At 66.2% G+C, this 17536-nt stretch carries 15 protein-coding genes and 1 pseudogene; 9 read left to right on the plus strand and 7 right to left on the minus strand.

Annotation, left to right across the window (positions count from 1 at the left end; genetic code table 11):
* Window positions 1-55 precede the first annotated feature (55 nt).
* Window positions 56-454 (plus strand): annotated as a pseudogene (locus ABQJ54_RS12715) (putative toxin-antitoxin system toxin component, PIN family); the annotation flags it as partial.
* A gap of 93 nt (window positions 455-547) precedes the next feature.
* Here the strand turns inward: ABQJ54_RS12715 and ABQJ54_RS12720 are convergent.
* From ABQJ54_RS12720 to ABQJ54_RS12730, 3 genes are all read right to left on the minus strand, one after another.
* Window positions 548-2932, minus strand: coding sequence for a hypothetical protein (locus ABQJ54_RS12720; RefSeq protein ID WP_367854682.1), 2385 nt, complete (start codon window positions 2930-2932; stop codon window positions 548-550).
* Between the two features lie 129 nt (window positions 2933-3061).
* Entirely contained in the window at window positions 3062-4732 is a 1671-nt protein-coding gene (hutU, locus tag ABQJ54_RS12725; protein ID WP_367854683.1) for a urocanate hydratase, read from the minus strand.
* Between the two features lie 82 nt (window positions 4733-4814).
* A complete protein-coding gene (locus tag ABQJ54_RS12730) occupies window positions 4815-5390 on the minus strand; it encodes a CGNR zinc finger domain-containing protein (RefSeq protein ID WP_367854684.1) in 576 nt (191 codons plus the stop codon).
* Window positions 5391-5455: 65 nt separating this feature from the next.
* On the opposite strand from ABQJ54_RS12730, the gene ABQJ54_RS12735 reads away from it, so the two are divergent.
* Window positions 5456-6340 carry an EamA family transporter gene (locus tag ABQJ54_RS12735; protein WP_367854685.1) on the plus strand — a complete coding sequence of 295 codons (885 nt, stop codon included), beginning with the start codon at window positions 5456-5458 and terminating at the stop codon, window positions 6338-6340.
* A gap of 22 nt (window positions 6341-6362) precedes the next feature.
* Window positions 6363-7340 (plus strand): aldo/keto reductase, encoded by a 978-nt coding sequence (locus tag ABQJ54_RS12740; protein WP_367854686.1) that lies wholly within the window; start codon window positions 6363-6365, stop codon window positions 7338-7340.
* 55 nt (window positions 7341-7395) lie between these two features.
* Here the strand turns inward: ABQJ54_RS12740 and ABQJ54_RS12745 are convergent, their stop codons facing one another.
* Window positions 7396-8658 carry a GDSL-type esterase/lipase family protein gene (locus tag ABQJ54_RS12745; protein ID WP_367854687.1) on the minus strand — a complete coding sequence of 421 codons (1263 nt, stop codon included), beginning with the start codon at window positions 8656-8658 and terminating at the stop codon, window positions 7396-7398.
* 169 nt (window positions 8659-8827) lie between these two features.
* Here ABQJ54_RS12745 and ABQJ54_RS12750 point away from each other — a divergent pair, with 169 nt between their 5' ends.
* From ABQJ54_RS12750 to ABQJ54_RS12770, 5 genes are all read left to right on the plus strand, one after another.
* Window positions 8828-9598 (plus strand): hypothetical protein, encoded by a 771-nt coding sequence (locus ABQJ54_RS12750; protein WP_367854688.1) that lies wholly within the window; start codon window positions 8828-8830, stop codon window positions 9596-9598.
* 83 nt (window positions 9599-9681) lie between these two features.
* Window positions 9682-11196 carry an AlkA N-terminal domain-containing protein gene (locus ABQJ54_RS12755; RefSeq protein ID WP_367854689.1) on the plus strand — a complete coding sequence of 505 codons (1515 nt, stop codon included), beginning with the start codon at window positions 9682-9684 and terminating at the stop codon, window positions 11194-11196.
* Window positions 11193-11708, plus strand: a complete 516-nt coding sequence (locus ABQJ54_RS12760; protein WP_367854690.1) for a methylated-DNA--[protein]-cysteine S-methyltransferase — start codon at window positions 11193-11195, stop codon at window positions 11706-11708. The genes ABQJ54_RS12755 and ABQJ54_RS12760 overlap by 4 nt, the downstream gene beginning before the upstream one ends.
* A gap of 91 nt (window positions 11709-11799) precedes the next feature.
* Window positions 11800-12381, plus strand: coding sequence for a TetR/AcrR family transcriptional regulator (locus ABQJ54_RS12765; protein WP_367854691.1), 582 nt, complete (start codon window positions 11800-11802; stop codon window positions 12379-12381).
* On the plus strand, window positions 12365-13792 hold the full coding sequence (locus ABQJ54_RS12770; RefSeq protein WP_367854692.1) for a nitrilase-related carbon-nitrogen hydrolase: 1428 nt from the start codon (window positions 12365-12367) through the stop codon (window positions 13790-13792). Before ABQJ54_RS12765 ends, ABQJ54_RS12770 begins: the two co-directional genes overlap by 17 nt.
* A gap of 29 nt (window positions 13793-13821) precedes the next feature.
* Here ABQJ54_RS12770 and ABQJ54_RS12775 read toward each other — a convergent pair whose 3' ends face one another.
* On the minus strand, window positions 13822-14220 hold the full coding sequence (locus ABQJ54_RS12775) for a hypothetical protein (protein WP_367854693.1): 399 nt from the start codon (window positions 14218-14220) through the stop codon (window positions 13822-13824).
* Between the two features lie 48 nt (window positions 14221-14268).
* On the opposite strand from ABQJ54_RS12775, the gene ABQJ54_RS12780 reads away from it, so the two are divergent.
* A complete protein-coding gene (locus tag ABQJ54_RS12780) occupies window positions 14269-15546 on the plus strand; it encodes an alkaline phosphatase family protein (RefSeq protein WP_367854694.1) in 1278 nt (425 codons plus the stop codon).
* Between the two features lie 92 nt (window positions 15547-15638).
* Here the strand turns inward: ABQJ54_RS12780 and ABQJ54_RS12785 are convergent, their stop codons facing one another.
* Window positions 15639-16910 (minus strand): MFS transporter, encoded by a 1272-nt coding sequence (locus ABQJ54_RS12785; RefSeq protein ID WP_367854695.1) that lies wholly within the window; start codon window positions 16908-16910, stop codon window positions 15639-15641.
* A 113-nt stretch (window positions 16911-17023) separates the two neighbouring features.
* Window positions 17024-17467, minus strand: a complete 444-nt coding sequence (locus tag ABQJ54_RS12790; protein ID WP_367854696.1) for a hypothetical protein — start codon at window positions 17465-17467, stop codon at window positions 17024-17026.
* Window positions 17468-17536 lie beyond the last annotated feature (69 nt).

The raw sequence follows: 17536 nt of genomic DNA on the forward strand, positions 1-17536 counted from the left end.
CTCACAAAGTGCATTCTGACCCCCGTTTTCGCGCGGGACACCGCGCTGGGTACTCGACACCCACGTCGTGCTGTCGGCGCTGATCCGTCCCGGCGGCGTCAGCGGCCGCCTGCGTCTCGCCTGGCAGGCGGCACTGTGCGTGCCACTGGCCAGCCGTGCCACCGCCGCCGAGCTGATCCGCGTACTCGCCTATCCCAAGTTCAAGCTGACACCCGACGAACAGCACGACCTCCTCGCCGACTACCTACCGTGGACGGAGACCTTCCGCATCCCCGACCCGCCGCCCCGCACGCCGCCGTGCCGCGACCCGCACGACCTGCCGTTCCTGCAACTGGCGCTCGCCGCGAAAGCCGATGCACTGGTCACCGGCGACGCCGACCTGCACGTGCTCGCTCCGCTGCGCGGTCTCGCCATCCTCACGCCAGCGCAGGCGGTCGAGCGGCTGTCGTCGTGAACGTTCGACGGCGACTGGGTCATCCACCGTTTTCGAAATCCAGGGCAGCGTCCGAGGTTTCGCTCTCGCGCAACCGGATTAACCCGGCCATGCTTAACCGGACAACGCGCTCAGCCGATCCTTCAACCTTTGAACCTCCACCCGGTCCTTTGAATAACTTGGAAGTTGGAACGAAGCCGTCTCCAAATACCTGATTACGGATGTCGCGAGACCCAATTGACGAGGCTTAGCCTTTAAATATGCCCACGCAAGTTGCAATGAACAACGAAACTTTGGTACTCCAAATTTTTCAGCCCTAGAAAGAGAAGCCTCTGCCGAGCGAACTTCCCCTAAACGCGCCTCTATCATGCCACGCGTAAACCAGAGCTCACCCTCATTTGGCTGCAGCCCTGTCGCAATTTTTGCATTATGCAACGCCGCCGACATATCCCTATATTCGTGGAATAGAAAATAAGCAAACCTATCAAACAAGAATCCGTTCGTACTGTCAGTAACCACCGCTTGCTCATAGAGAGATTTTGCAGCACTGATATCCCCTTCAGCCAAAGCACGGTGAGCCGCTTTCGCCACAGGAATACGGAAAGCTTCCTTAACCCGATCACCCGTAAATGCCCTCGCTCTGCGCAAGAACTGAGTGTATAGCTGCTTCGCCCTATTAATCTCCTCCTGAGTGACGATTGCCTTGTCAGAACAGAAATCGAGGAAATTATTCGAAAAGCTGATTTGGACGCCACCCTCTATATTTACAACGGAGGCAATCCCGCTGGACTCTTCGATAGCGCGTTCAGCGTCGTTAATTGATATGTCGCATACGTTAGCGCAAATTTTTAGAGACTGGCTATCGTGAACGTCTGCAACTCTAGTCATTAGAACCAAAAGGCGACGCATATCTTTCGACAACCGAACCCATGCATCGGAAAACAAAAAGCTACCGAGATCCTTCCGAAGCATTCCGGCCACGCGCTCTTTAGCTTTTGAGAGCGTATTGTAGTTGGGGTCATTCAACGCATTCAAAAAAGCGTCCAATACTAGTGGCCGACGCTCGAGGCCTTGAACTACGTCAATAAGCTCAATGTCACTCGCCTTTTTGATTGCAGAAATTTTTAGCTTATCTTGGCCTCGAGCTCTCAAAAACTTCACTGCTTCGACAGTGCTAAGCGGCTTTACTTCCACCGGATCCGCCCCAAGCACCTCTCGGCGACGACTCGTTACAATTATTCGACCCAACCTCCTGGCAACATCTTTAATTTCCTGACCCAGTTGATCCCGCTCCGTTTCGTTCTCGATCAAAGTTTCCGCGTTATCAATAATTATAAGATGCTCATTTTTTTCCAGGCCAAGCTCATTACGCATCCGCTCCTGCATCAGCATTGCTGCCGCACCCACCGACTTACGATAAAAATCTCGGTCCGGATACTCTTCAAACAATAAGACATACAGGTGAGAGAGAAGATCCATAAGGTGCGGCTGTCCCATTCCAATTGGAGCAAGCCCATCAACGCCAAACTGGGAGCGTTTAGCCGTATAGAATGAAATGACACGCGGCCTCCATTCCACGCGCATCTCTTCCTCTAAGATCTTATGAAGGAATTCGACCACTAACGTCGTTTTGCCGACCCCACCGTCACCGTATACGAGACAAGCTCTCGATTCCACGTCTGAAAACCAGTCGTTGATCGATATACACTCTTCCGAACGTCCAGTGAATGTGTCCGTTATACGCTCCGGAATGTAGCAAAGAGGACGCCAACCGTTATCAAATTTTACAAGTAATGGCTGGTGTTTCCCAACAAAGCATGCAAATATGTTTGCAGCTTCATATGAATAGGATTCGATTTGGCCGTTCTGGCCATAATACTGCGCCTGGATCCGAACCTTCGAGCTATTGATAATTCTGATCCTCCGCACGAGAACCGGGCGACCATGCACACATGCCAGCATCCGCAATCGAACTTCGCCACCCACGGGGCCAACAAGCAATTCGGAACCATCCAAACGCGGCAAAAGGAAACCCAAGGTAGAAAGCACATACTTATAAGCCTCTAACTCAGCTTCACGATCGCAGCCACCTGGAAGCCCGTGCCCCTCTCCACCATCATTGCGTAGCGCGACAATTTTTCGCAACAAAGAAAACAACGTTGGAGCGACATCCGCACACAGGTGAAGCGCGGAGCTCTGATCAGGTATTTCCGCCATTCCGACTCGATATAACCCACTCCAGCCATTTTGATCCGCAGAAATTAGAAGCGAATCTAGAGAATCGACGAGGACACCATCGGTCGGGCTACGCAAACCATCAAGAGTTTCATGTGATGGCTGCGTGTCTGGGGAAGGACTCCGACACGCAATCCATTCTAGAAGCGAATAATCAACTACCTGCAAAAGATGTCGTATGGCAGCTACGAAATGTACCCGAGATTCTACATCAGAAGAGCTGGCCTGAATTTTATCGGCAAGGCCATTGAAATATGCGCGCACCCTATTCCCCTGTTTTAATTCGGACTTCGTTTAGGCGCCAGATCACACAGAAGGTGAAACCTGGGTTCCCCACGCACTTGATTACGACCCCATAGAATGGCTGGTGCTTGCACCGATCTTTTTAATGCCTTAGCCCATCGGCAACTTCAACCCCTGCTCCCTCGCACATTCAACAGCAATGTCATACCCCGCATCCGCATGCCGCATCACCCCGGTGCCCGGATCGTTCCACAGCACCCGCGCAATGCGCTTGTCCGCCTCCGCGCTGCCATCGCATACGATCACCACGCCGGCATGCTGGCTGTAACCCATGCCCACGCCACCGCCGTGATGGAAACTGACCCAGGTCGCGCCACCCGCCGTATTGAGCAGCGCATTGAGCAACGGCCAGTCGGACACGGCGTCGCTGCCGTCCTTCATTGCCTCGGTCTCGCGGTTCGGTGAGGCGACGGAGCCGGAGTCGAGGTGATCGCGGCCGATCACCACCGGCGCCTTCAGCTCGCCGTTGCGCACCATTTCGTTGAACGCGAGGCCGAGCTTGTGGCGTTGGCCCAGGCCCACCCAGCAGATGCGCGCGGGCAGGCCCTGGAAGTTGATGCGCTCCTTGGCCATGTCCAGCCAATTATGCAGGTGCTCGTCGTCGGGAATCAGCTCCTTCACCTTCTGGTCGGTCTTGTAGATGTCCTCCGGGTCGCCGCTGAGCGCCACCCAGCGGAACGGGCCGACGCCGCGGCAGAACAGCGGGCGGACGTAGGCGGGTACGAAACCGGGGAAGGCGAAGGCGTTGTCGCAGCCTTCGTCCTTGGCCATCTGGCGGATGTTGTTGCCGTAGTCGAAGGTGGGGATGCCCTGCGCATGGAAGGCGAGCATGGCTTCCACGTGCTTCTTCATGGATTGTTTGGCGGCGTCGCGGGTGCCGTTGGGGTCGCTCTTGCGGCGCTCGAACCATTGCTCCACGGTCCAGCCGCTGGGCAGGTAGCCGTTGACCGGATCGTGCGCGCTGGTCTGGTCGGTGACGGCGTCGGGCTTCACGCCGCGGCGCACGAGTTCGGGCAGCACGTCGGCGGCGTTGCCGAGCAGCGCGATGGATTTGGCTTCGCCGGCGGCGGTGTACTTGGCGATGCGCGCCAGCGCGTCGTCGAGGTCGCTGGCCTGCTCGTCCACGTAGCGGGTCTTGAGGCGGAAGTCGATGCGGCTCTGCTGGCACTCGATGGTGAGGCTGCACGCGCCGGCGAGGCTGGCCGCCAGCGGCTGCGCGCCGCCCATGCCGCCGAGGCCCGCTGTCAATATCCACTTGCCCTTGAGGCTGCCGCCGTAGCTCTGCCGGCCCATCTCCACGAAGGTTTCGTAGGTGCCCTGCACGATGCCCTGCGAGCCGATGTAGATCCACGAGCCGGCTGTCATCTGGCCGTACATCATCAGGCCCTTCTTATCGAGCTCGTTGAAGTGCTCCCAGTTGGCCCAGGCCGGCACCAGGTTGGAGTTGGCGATCAGCACGCGCGGCGCGTCCCTGTGGGTGGGGAACACGCCCACCGGCTTGCCGGACTGCACCAGCAGCGTCTCGTCGTCGCCCAGCTCGCGCAGGCTGCGCAGGATGGCGTCGAAGCATTCCCAGTTGCGCGCGGCGCGGCCGATGCCGCCGTACACCACCAGTTCCGCCGGGTTCTCCGCCACCTCGGGGTCGAGGTTGTTCTGGATCATGCGGAACGGCGCCTCGGTGAGCCAGCTCTTGCAGGTGAGCGTGCTGCCGCGCGGCGCGCGGATGGTGCGGGTGGTGTCGATGCGGGTGGGAGCGTTCATGGCGATCTCGCGGAACCGGAGAAAACCCGATTGTGGCGAGCGCCATGCCTGACGGCAAACCGCAGTGCGGCATCGCGGCTGGTCAGCTCGACTTGCTGCGCCGGTAGTAACGCTTGGCCTTGTCGCGGCTGCCGCAGTCGGCCATGTCGCACCAGCGGCGTTGGCCGTTGCGCGTCTGGTCCTCGAACAGCCAGTCGCACGACGGGCAATGGCGCAGCCGTTCGCGCTGCCCCGCCGTTACCAGCTCCGCGGCATCGAGCAGGACGGGCGCCAATGCGTCCCGGATCGTGACGGGCTCGATCCAGCGCCAGCCGAGGCTGTCCGGATCGATGACGCGACGGCTGCCGGCGACGCCGATCGCCTCGCTCAAGCGGGCTACCGCGGCGGCTGATGGCGACCCGCCGTGCGCCATCGGCCTCAGCACGGCAGCCAGCAGGGTGCGCACGTCGTGAACGGCGGCCACGTCCACCTCGCCAGCGGGTTCCGGCAGGCCCACGGCCCGGAGCCAGCCGCGGATGTTCCGGGGTGAATCGAGCCAATCGTGGGCACGCGGCGTATCCGGCCAACTGATGGTGTTGACCAGGTCGAGCGGTGGCCTTCCACCGACCAGTTTGTAGGTTCCCCGGTAGGCGCCGGGGTCGAGGTCGATCGCGTCCATGTCGACAATTTACCACTAAACGATGTTTGACAGGTGAGTCATCGAGGTCTATAAACCTCACCATCATGAACACACTTGCTGGTAATACAGATCAATACCCGGGCAGCCCCGCCGACCGCGTCCCGCCGCATCTCTACTTCGTGGGGAGCGCGCTGTTCCATTACCTAGGCCCCTCGTTCGCGGTGCTGCTGTTCGCCCGCGTCCCGGTTCCCGGGGTCGCCTGGCTGCGCATCGTCTCGGCCGCGGCGGTGTTTGCGCTCTGGCGCAGGCCCTGGCGGGCCCTGCACGACATGGACGGCCACGAACGGCGGCTGATCCTTGCGCTGGGTGGCGTCCTCGCGGTCATGAATTACTGCTTCTACGAGGCCATCGCCGCGCTTCCGCTCGGCACGGTGGCCGCCATCGAGTTCGTCGGGCCCGTGATGCTGGCCGCCGCGGGTGCGCGCCAGCCACGCAACCTGGCGGCGCTCGCGCTGGCGGTGGCCGGCGTGTACCACCTCACTGCCCCGCTGTGGCGCGGACAGCCGATGGCATTCCTGTGGGCGTTCGCGAATGCCGGGCTGTTCATGCTCTACATCGTGCTGGCCCATCGCATCGCCCGCGCCAGCCCCCGCACGAGCCCGATCGACCGGCTGGGCGCGGCCATGCTGGTCGCCGGCGTGGCGATCTCGCCGCTGGGCCTGGCCGATGCCCTGCCCGCGCTGCTCGACCCGGCGTCCCTCGCCGCGGGCATCGGCGTCGGCCTCAGCTCGTCGGTCATTCCGTATGTCTGCGACCAGCTCGCGATGCGCCGCCTGCCGCGCGCGACCTATGCCGTGTTCGTCGCCCTGCTCCCGGCGACGGCGGTGCTGGTCGGCATCGTGGTGCTGCGGCAATGGCCTACCCGGGCGGAATGGACCGGCGTGGCGCTGGTGGCCGTGGCCGTCGCCCTGCACCGCCCATCGGACTAACCGCAATACAGGAAGGCACCCCATGCAATACGTCAATCTGGGCCGCAGCGGCCTCAAGGTTTCCCGCATCTGCCTCGGCGCGATGAGCTACGGCTCATCGGCGGCCAAGCCCTGGATCCTCGACGAGCCCGCGGGCCGTCCGTTCATCCAGCGTGCGCTGGAGCTCGGCATCAACTACTTCGATACGGCGGACATGTATTCGGACGGCGAGAGCGAACGCGTGCTTGGCCGCGCGCTGCGTGACTTCGCGCAGCGGGACGAGGTGGTGGTCGCCACCAAGGTGTTCTATCCGACAGGCCGCGGCCCCAACGGCCGTGGCCTGTCGCGCAAGCACATCCTCGACGCGATCGACGGGTCGCTGCAGCGGCTGGGCATGGACTACGTAGACCTGTACCAGGTGCATCGCTGGGACGACGAAACGCCGATAGAGGAAACCCTGGCGGCGCTGGCTGACATCGTCAGGGCGGGCAAGGTGCGGTACATCGGCGCATCGAGCATGTTTGCCTGGCAGTTCCAGAAGGCCTTGATGACCGCCGACCGGCATGGCTGGCCGCGCTTCGTCTCGATGCAGAACCACTACAACCTGGTCTATCGCGAAGAGGAACGGGAGATGCTGCCGCTGTGCCGCGCCGAAGGGATCGGCGTCGTGCCGTGGAGCCCGCTGGCGCGAGGCCTGCTGGCCGGCAACCGGTCACGCGATGGCGTCCGCACGAAGCGTGCGGACAGCGACGCATTCGCCGCAAGCCTGTACGGCAGCGACGACGATTTTGCCGTCGCCGACGCGGTCTCGAAGCTGGCCGCTGCGCGCGGGATTGCGCCGGCACAGGTCGCGCTGGCGTGGCTGCTGCGCCAGCCCGGCGTCACCGCGCCCATCGTCGGCGCCACCCGGATGACGCACCTCGAACAGGCCGTCGCATCGCTGGACGTGCGACTGGACGACGATGAATGCGCGCAGCTGGAGGCCCCCTACCGTCCGCACCGCGTACTCGGGCACGACTGAGCCGGCGCCGGCGCCGACAATATGCATGTGGCGGGATGCCCGAAACGGCGAAATCTCAATGGCAGCCCTGCGGTGGCGACAACTTCGCGTGGAACAGCACGTCGTAGGCCAGCGTGCCCATCACGGCATAGCCGCGGTCGTTCGGATGCAGGCCCGCGTCGCCCGCGCAGACGGTCGCCATGCCGACCGGCAACGGGGACTGCTTCGCGACCAGCGGCGGCGGCGCGTACGCGCCTGCCACGGCTTCGGCGAAATCGATCACGCCGTCGAACGCACCCGAGTGGCGTATCCACTCGTTGAACTGTAGCCGCACGGCTTCCCGTTGCGGGCTGTACCAGTCCGAAACCCCGGCAAACGGCGTGACCGTGCCGGCATAAATGCGCAGATGGTGCTGGTGGGCGACGTCGGCCAGCATGCGCATCGACGCGATCAGGTCGCCGGTCGACGCGCCGTTCGGGTAGCCGGCCGGATCGATGCCGCGATTGATGTCGTTGGCGCCGAACAGCACGACCACGTCGGTAACGCCGGGGCGGTCGACCACGTCGCGCAGGAAACGCTTCAGGCCGGAAGCGCCGGCGCCTGGCGCACCGATCTGGTCGGTGGTCAGTTCGTCGGCACTGATGCCGGCATTCACCACCGCCGCTGCGTCGCCGTTGCGCTGGGCGACGCGGGCCAGCACCGCCGGCCAGGATGCGCCGGGTGCGCTGGCGAGGTAGCCATCGGTGATCGAGTCGCCGAACGCGACGATGCCGCGGATGTCGGCCGGTGCCTCGACCTCGACACCGGCCAGCAGGTAGATGTGATCGTCCCGCGTACGCGGCAATGCCTTCGCGGCCGGCCGCTGCGCCAGCGACGGCTGTCGCGTGGCGTCGCCGTCGACCGCGTACGTGGTGTGCGCCCGTTCCAGCGGATGGAAATCGGCCAGCTGCGCCGGCCCGTCGAAGTACAGGCTGACGACCACGTTCGACAGCGCCGGCACGTGCAGGTCGACCGGGTCGCTGACGGCCTCGCTGCCGGGCGCGATGGTGACCGAAGGCTTGCCGTCGAAGCTCAGCGGCCGATCGCTGCCGGGATCGATCGCCGACAGGTCGCCGGCATGGCCGGCGCCGAGGGCGATCCGCGCGGTGCTCACGGTGAGCGACGCACGGCCGTAGTAGTTCGACAGCCGGATGCGCACGCGGCCGCCGCCGGCGCTGACGTTCACGCTCTGGCGCAGGGTCAGGTGATCGACCGTGGGCGCGCGCTCGACCGGCTGCCCCCAGGCGTCCCGTTCCGGCTTGCCGTCACGACCGGCGGCGCGCGCGACCTGCGAAGTCATCGCCTGCCCCCAACTGGCGACCCATTTCCGCGCCGCCGGCTTCGTGGGAGCCGCGCAGGCCGGGAGCAGCAGGCATGCCGACAGCAACGCCGCAAGCGCGACGATGCACGGCGTAGGGGCATTGCGACATGCATGGGTCATGCGTGTGTGCCCAGGGAAGGGAGCGGTGTTGCCTGGATCGTTCGGCAATCCGCATCCGGCTGTCAATGCGCCGCACCGGCCAGCCGTGATCCCGTCGCCAGGCTGGCCCGGGGCGCTCCACCACCCCGACCGGAACATCGTTCCTGCCCCGATTGACGAGCACCGGGCAGCGGCAGAGACTGGCAAACCGGGGATCCGGGCATGGCCATCGCGCGTCACAGCGGGGGAGGCTGCCATGCATGCCAAAGAGTCGATGTACCGCTTTACGATCGCCACCACGATGCTGCTCGCCATGGGCGGCTTGCAGGCCGCCGACAAGAAGGCGCCGACGGATGCCGAACTGATCGCGAGCGCGATGCGGGCGGCGCCGGCGAGCGTCGCGAAAAACGCCACGATCGTCGTGCCGGGCGCGGACGGCACGATGCGCACGCTGCGCAAGGGCACGAACGCGTTCACGTGCATGCCGGACAACCCGGCCACGCCGGGGCCGGACCCGATGTGCGCGGACAAGAACGCGTGGGCGTGGCTCGGCGCGTACATGGCGCACAAGCCGCCGCCGTCCGGGACCGGCATCGCGTACATGCTGCAGGGCGGCGTCGATGCAAGCAACACCGATCCGTCCGCGATGAAACCCGCGGCAGGCCAGCACTGGATCCGCACCGGCCCGCACCTGATGATCTTCGGCGCGGATGCGGCGTTCTACGACGCGTATCCGAAGAGCGCGACACCGGACACTTCGGTGCCGTACGTGATGTGGGCCGGCACGCCCTACCAGCACCTGATGGCGCCCGTGCACTGAGCCCATGCGGGAAAGACAAGGCTCGTGCCATTGATGTCCGAAAACGGCGAGTCGCAACGGCTCGCCGGTGCTAGCCTGCCGGCATGAACGATCCCCATGCCGTCACCCTGCTCGACCCGCGCACCTGCGAGCAGGCGCGGCTCAGCCGCGACGCACGCTTCGACGGCCTGTTCTTCACCGCCGTCAGCAGCACCGGCATCTACTGCCGGCCGGTGTGCCCGGCGCCATCGCCGAAGCGCGAGAACGTGCGCTATTACGCGAGCGCGGCAGCGGCGGAAGCGGCCGGTTTCCGGCCCTGCCTGCGTTGCCGCCCGGAGCTGTCGCCGGGCAATGACGTGTGGCAGCGTGGCGACCACGTGGTGGCACGGGCGCTGAAGCTGATCGGACATGGCGCGCTGGACGAAGGTTCGCTGGACCAGCTGGCCGCGCGCGTCGGCGTGGGCGCGCGGCAATTGCGCCGGCTGTTCGTGGAGCGGCTCGGCGCGCCGCCGCTCAGCGTGCACACTACGCGCCGCCTGCTGTTCGCGAAGCAGCTGTTGACGGAGACGAGCCTGCCGGTGACGGAAGTCGCGCTCGCGTCCGGCTTCCGCAGCCTGCGCCGCTTCAATGCCGCGTTCGCGCAGGCGAACCGCATCGCGCCGCGTGAACTGCGCCGCCAGCCGCGCACAGCGGCAACGGACGGCGCGCTGGTGCTGCGGCTGGCGTATCGACCGCCGTTCGATTTCGCGTCGCTGCTCGCGTTCCTGCGCGGCCGCGCACTGCCGGGTATCGAGCAGGTGGACGAAGCCAGCTATGCGCGCGTGTTCGGCCCCGCCGACGCGCCGGGCTGGTTGCGCGTTTCCGCATGGCTGGATGGCGGGCACGCACTGAAGCTGGAACTGCACTGCCCGCAACCGGCACGGATGCTGGATGTGGTGGCTCGCGTGCGTCGCCTGTTCGACCTGGACGCGGACCCGCGCGCGATCGTCGGCGCGTTGCGCAGCGATGCCACACTGCGCCCGCTGCTGCGCAGGCGCCCGGGCCTGCGCCTGCCGGGCAGCTGGGACGGCTTCGAGATCGCGGTGCGCGCGATCCTCGGCCAGCAGGTGAGCGTGGCCGCGGCGCGCACGCTGGCCACGCGCCTCGTGCAGCGCCACGGCGCGGCATTGGACGCGGCGCCGCTGCTCGGCCTGGACCGTCTGTTTCCCGCACCCGAAGCGCTGGCGGATGCCGACCTGCGCGAGATCGGCGTGACCACGGCACGCGCGGCGACGATCCGCGGCATGGCGCGCGCGCTGCTGGACGGCCATGTGGATTTCCGCGCGGAGCAGCCGCTGGACGAATTCGTGGCGCGCTGGGTCGCCCTCCCCGGCATCGGCGAATGGACCGCGCACTACATGGCGATGCGTGCATTGAACCACCCCGACGCGTTTCCGGCCGCCGACCTGATCCTGCGCCGTGCCGCCGCAGGCGATGGCGAGGCGCTTGGCACGAAGGCGCTGACCGCGCTGGCCGAGGCATGGCGGCCGTGGCGCGCTTATGCAGTGATCCACCTGTGGCGTGGCAGCGCCGATGCCACGCCGGCACCGCGCGCGAAGCGCAAGGGAGCGACCGCATGAATGCGCCGGAGACGATCTGGTACGACGAGTTGCCCACGCCGATCGGCCAGCTGCGCCTGGTCGCCGATGCGCAGGGCCTGCGCGAGGTGTGGTTCGAGAGCGGACGTCACCAGCGTGCGCCCGCACCGCATTGGCGCCACGACCCGGACCGGCTCGCGTTCGCCCGCGTGCAGCTGGAGGAATATTTCGCCGGCACGCGGCAGGTGTTCGCGTTGCCGCTGCATCCGCTGGGCACGCCGTTCCAGCTCGCGGTGTGGCACGAATTGGCGCGCATCCCCTACGGCAGCACCACCAGCTACGGCGAAATGGCGCGGCGCATCGGCCAGCCGCAGGCGGTACGCGCGGTGGGCGCCGCGAACGGGCGCAACCCGTTGCCGATCGTGCTGCCTTGCCATCGCGTGATCGGCGCGGACGGCAGCCTCACCGGCTTCGGTGGCGGCCTGCCGGTGAAACGCTACCTATTGTCGATGGAACAGCGCATCGCGCACGGCGACCTGTTCGCCGCATCCTGACTCCAGCCGGCACGCCGGAAACCCCAAGTCTCCCCTGGCCATGCCGGATGGCCTATTGCCGTGGCCGCCCGCCGATGTATACAGTGTATACATGAAGAAGCCGGATACCGCCGCGAAGATCCTCCGTGCCGCGCATCGCCTGTTCGACCGCGAGGGCGCGGACGCCGTGACGATGCGGCGGGTGGCCGAGCAGGTCGGCATCACGCCGATGGCGATCTATCGCCATTTCCCGAATCGCGAGGCCTTGCTGAAACGGATCTCGGACGATAGCTTCGAGACGGTGGCGCAGGAATGGCGCGGCCGCTCGCGCCAGCGCGACACCCTGAAGCGCCTGCTCGCCACGCAGGAGAAATACCTGGACTACGCACTGGCCCATCCGCACCTGTTCGACCATGCCTTCTCGGCGCGCCGCGACGACGCGCGACGCTTTCCCGAGGACTTCCGCACGCGCCGCTCGCCCACGTTCAACGTGGTCGCCGACACGCTGGCCGCAGGCATGCGCCAGGGCCTGCTGCGCGAAGACGACCCATGGGACGTCGCCATGACGCTGTGGGCACACACGCACGGCCTGATCGCGCTCTACCGCGCCGGCCGCTTCAGCTACGACGAAGCGCAGTTCCGCAAGTTCTATCTGGCATCGATTGGGAGATTGCTCGATGGCATCAAGGCTTGATCGTCACGCGCTGCCGGCGTGGCTGGCGGCAACCGCACTGTCCGCGCTGGTCTGGTGGTTCGGCAGCGGCCTGCATCCACGGTGGTGGCTGACCTGGCTGGCGCCACTGCCCGTGCTGTGGCTGGCCCCGCGCGTGCCGGCACGATGGGCTGCGCTGGCGGCGTTCGTCGCCTATGCCGTCGGCGGGATGAACCTGTGGGATTACCTGCACGGGGTGATCGGTCTCCCGCTGCAGTTCGACATCTACTCGATCGCGGCGCCCGCGCTGGTGTTCGCGCTGTGCGCATTGCTCTACCGGCGCCTGCTCCGCTCGGGCCATGTGGTGTCGGCTGCGCTGGCCGTGCCTGCGCTGTGGGTCGCCATCGAATACCTCAACAATCTGGGCTCGCCGCACGGCACCTGGGGCAGCATTGCCTACAGCCAGATGGACGCGCTGCCGGTCATCCAGATCGCTGCCGTCACCGGCATCTGGGGCATCGGTTTTCTCGTGCTGCTGCTGCCGGCCGCACTCGCCGCGCGCCTGACGCCCACGGCACCGCGGCGCGGGCGCACGATGGCTGTGGGCATCACCGTGCTGCTGGTCGCAGCCGCATGCGGCTACGGCATCTGGCGTCTGGCGGCGGCCGCCACCGGCAGCTTGCGCATCGGCCTGGTGTCGCTGGAGAAGCCGATCCGGCCTGTACTGGACAGCACCGCCGGCCAGGCCCTCGAAACGCGCTATGCCGAGGCCATCGGGCAACTCGCTGCCGCCGGCGCCAAGGCAGTCGTCATCCCCGAAACCTCGTTCGCCACGAACGCGGACACCGTGCCGGCATTTGCCGCACTGGCGCAACAGGATGGCCTGATCCTGGACATCGGCATCGACGGCAGGAACGACCCACATGCCGAGCGCAACATGGTCATGGCGTTCCAGCCGAGCGCTTCCGCGCCAGTCACTTATTTCAAGCACCACCTGATCCCGGGCTTCGAGCACCAGTACACGCCCGGCGAGCGCTACACGATGCTGGACGGCTCCCCGCGAACCGGGCTGGCCATCTGCAAGGACATGGATTTCCACGACACCGGCCAAGGCTATGCGATGCTCGGCGCACAGCTGCTGCTGGTGCCTGCCTGGGACTTCGGCGTGGATGGCTGGCTGCACAGCCGCATGGCCATCATGCGCGGCGTGGAAAGCGGTTTCGCCATCGCCCGGGCCGCGCGCAGCGGCCGCCTCACGCTCAGCGACGATCGCGGCCGCGTGCTGGCGGAAGCGTCCAGCGAGCGGCACGACACCACGCTGGTAGGCAACCTGCCGCTGCGCGAAACACGGACGCTGTACTCCCGCTGGGGCGACTGGTTCGCCTGGCTGGATCTGGTGCTGCTCGTCGCCCTGCTGTTCGCGGCGTGCCTGCCCATGCGTCGACGCGCCTGATCCGCGTGGGCACAGGTGCCAGCGAAGCCTCAGTGGCCCTGCGATTTCTTCGACGTGCCGGTCGTCGCGGCGGCAGGCTGCCGTGACGGCAACGCGGAAGCGTCACCGTACCGGTTGACGAGATCCTGCTGGCGGGCGTTCTCGAGATCCTGCTGCGCGCGATTGGCCTGGTCCTGCTGGTTGCGCGCGGCGGCGCCCTGCGCCAACGGCTGTTGCTGCATGTTCGCCACGTTCTGGCGCTGCTGCGCCTGCTGCTGGCTCTTCTGCAGCTGGTCGCCGACCTGTTGTTGCCGCACGGACTGCTGGAAGCGGGCGTTCGCAGGGGACGTCTGCGCCATGGCCGTGCCCGTGAAAGCGAGCAACCCCGCCAGCAGCCAGTGCGGCATGGAACGGTGCAGTTTTTCACCCCAAAGACGTGCGATGGTCATGTCGTTTAGGCGATCATGGAAGGACGTTCGTATCGTATGGATTCCTGCATGAAGATTCCGTTTCGCCTGCTGCTGGCCGTGCTGGTGGCGCTTGGCGCCGGTTGCGCCACGCAAGCACCCGTCCCCGCAACCACCACGCAAGCCGCCACCACGGCTGCCGCACGCCCCGCACCGCTGCTGCTGATCTCGATCGACGCGTTCCGTGCGGACTATATCGACCGCGGCCTCACGCCTACCCTGGCCATGCTGGCGAAGAGCGGCGTGCACGCCGAAGCGATGCAGCCGTCGTTCCCCTCGCTGACCTTTCCGAACCACTACACCCTGGTCACCGGCCTGTATCCGGACCACCACGGCATCGTCAACAACACCATGTTCGATCCGCAGCTGGGCAAGTTCTCGCTGGGCAACCGCAAGGCAGTGAGCGACGGCCGCTGGTGGGCCGAGGGCACGCCGATCTGGGAGACCGCGGACGCGCACGGCCTGCGCACCGCCACCATGTTCTGGCCCGGCAGCGAGGCGGACATCCACGGCAGGCATCCGGACTACTGGAAACCCTACGACGGCAAGGTGACGCCCGACCAGCGCGTGGACCAGGTGCTGGCCTGGCTGGACCTGCCCGCCGACCAGCGGCCCGGCTTCCTCACCCTGTACTTCGACGAGGTCGACCACGCCGGCCACGACCATGGCCCGGATTCGCCCCAGGTCAACCAGGCGCTGCGCGACACCGATGCGGCGCTGGCGCGGCTGGTGCAGGGCTTGAAGCAGCGCGGCCTGTTCGACCGGATCAACCTGATCGTGCTCGCCGACCACGGCATGGCCAGCGTGCCGCTGGAAAACAATGTGCTGATCGACAAGCTGCTGCCGTTGGACGACGTGCACACCGTCAGCCTCGGCATCCTCGCCGGCTTCAATCCGAAGCCAGGCCACGACTTCGCCGCGATCGAGCGCAAGCTGGAACAGCCGCAGCAGCACATGCGCTGCTGGGACAAGACACGCATCCCCGCCCGTTTCCACTACGGCAGCAACCCGCGCGTGCCGCAACTGGTGTGCCTGGCCGACACCGGCTGGCGCATCACCACCACCGAATACCAGGCGCGGCACAAGGGCCACGTCAGCATCGGCGACCATGGCTACGACAACGCCGATCCGCGCATGCGGGCGCTGTTCGTGGCGCACGGCCCGGCGTTCCGCGAGGGCCTCACCGTGCCCGAGTTCCCGAACGTGGACGTCTACCCGCTGATGACCCGCCTGCTCGGCATCCCCGCCGCCGCGAACGACGGCGACTACGACGCGGTGAAGGACATGCTGAAGCCGGCGGCGCAATAAATCCTTGTAGGAGCACACCCTGTGCGCGATGGCTCTGGCGTCTGATCGAAGCAAAAGCCATCGCGCACAGGGTGCGCTCCTACAAAACGTCGCTAGGGCATCGCGCCCTTGCTCATCGGCGTGGGCGGCGTGGCCACGTTCACCAGCGGCTTCAGCCGGATCAGCCCCAGTGCGATCGCCAGGCCGGCCAATACCAGCGCGCCGACGAAGGCGGCCACGCCGTTCCAGCCGCGCGCGGCGTAGAACAGGCCGCCACTGGCGCCGGCCACGCTGGAGCCCATGTAGTAGCAGAACAGGTACGTCGACGAAGCCTGCGCCTTCGCCGCGCCGGCGCGCCGGCCCACCCAGCTGCTGACGATGGAATGGCCGCCGAAGAAGCCGAACGTGATCGCCACGATGCCCAGCGTGATCAGCCACAGCGACGCGGCCAGCGTCAGCAGCACGCCCGCCAGCATCAGCGCGAGCGCCGTCCACAGCACCTTGCGGCGGCCCAGCTGGCCGGCGAGATGGCCCATCCACGCCGAACTGAAGGTGCCGATCAGGTAGATGCCGAAGATCAGGCCCACCACGGCCTGGCTGAGGTTGTACGGCGGCGCGAGCAGGCGGTAGCCGAGGTAGTTGTAGACGGTGACGAAGGCGCCCAGCAGCAGGAAACCCTCGACGAACAGCCACGGCAGGCCGCGGTCGTGGAACATGCCCGAGAAACGCGCGGCCAGCGCGCGCGTGGAGAGCGGCTGGCGCGCGAAATGTCGCGACGGCGGCAACGCGCGCCAGAATGCCAGCGCGCAGGCCAGGCCGATCACGCCCACCACGGCCACGCCCACGCGCCAGTCGAAGAAATCGGTGAGCACGCCGGTGACGAGGCGTCCGCCCATGCCGCCCACCGCGCTGCCGCTGATGTACAGGCCCATGCCGAGGCCGATCGACTCGACGTGCATCTCCTCGCTGAGATAGGTCATCGCCACCGCGGGCAGGCCGCTCAGCGTGAGCCCCAGCAAGGTGCGCACCACGAGCAGCGAGCCCCAACTCGGCATCGCCGCGCTGGCCAGCACCAGCACCGCGGAGGACAGCAGCGAAGCCACCATCACCGGCTTGCGCCCCCAGGCATCCGACAGCCCACCCGCGAATAGCATCGCGAACGCCAGCACGCCGGTGGTGAGCGACAGCGACATCGCCGCGCCGGCCTCGCTGACGCCGTAGTCGCGGCTGAACTCCGGCATCAGCGGCTGCACGCAGTACAGCAGGCCGAAGGTGGCCAGGCCCGCGGCGAACAGCGCGAGGTTGGTGCGGCGGAACGCGGGCGTGCCATGGTGGATGTAGTCGTCCGTGACCGGCGACGCGACAGCGTGGCTTTGGGCGTCCATCAGGTGCCGAGGCTTCGGGTGGGCGGGGATGCGTCAGGATAATCCCGCCCGGCACGATGATCGACCCTGCGCCACCGGCGCCGCGTCTGGCCGCGCGTGGCGCCGGCGTATCGTCAGGCGCGCGCCGGCTTGCGCGCGAAGAACGCCACGATCAGGCCGAACAGCAGCATGGCGAGCAGGTTCAGCACGACCGGCATCGGCGCGGCCGGCGCCTTGAACGGCGCGGCGGACAGCGGCACCACCGCGTAATTCATCACCACGTAGATCGCCACGCCGTAGGCCAGCCCCGCCAGCGGCCAGCGGCCGCGCAGCCAGGTCATGCGCGTGGCGGCCATCACGAAGATCGCGGCGATCAGCAGCGACATCGCCCATTGCAGGCCCAGCCCCAGCCAGGCGGCCGGCGCACCGGCCTGGAACGAGGCGTTGCCCAGCACGCCGCTGGCGATCGCATGCAGGATCATGGCGGGACTGAGATGGTTGATAAGCGCCGCGGCGCCGATGTCGATGGTGCCGGCGATGAAGCCGCCGCAGAGTATGGCTCGACCGGTCTGGTTCATGCGTGACAGCCCTCGATGCGTGGAGTGGCGCAAACCGGCGCGGACACGCGCCGGGGGAAGCTGCTGTGT

Source organism: Rhodanobacter lycopersici, from assembly GCF_040812335.1.
Taxonomy (GTDB): Bacteria; Pseudomonadota; Gammaproteobacteria; order Xanthomonadales; family Rhodanobacteraceae; genus Rhodanobacter_A; species Rhodanobacter_A lycopersici.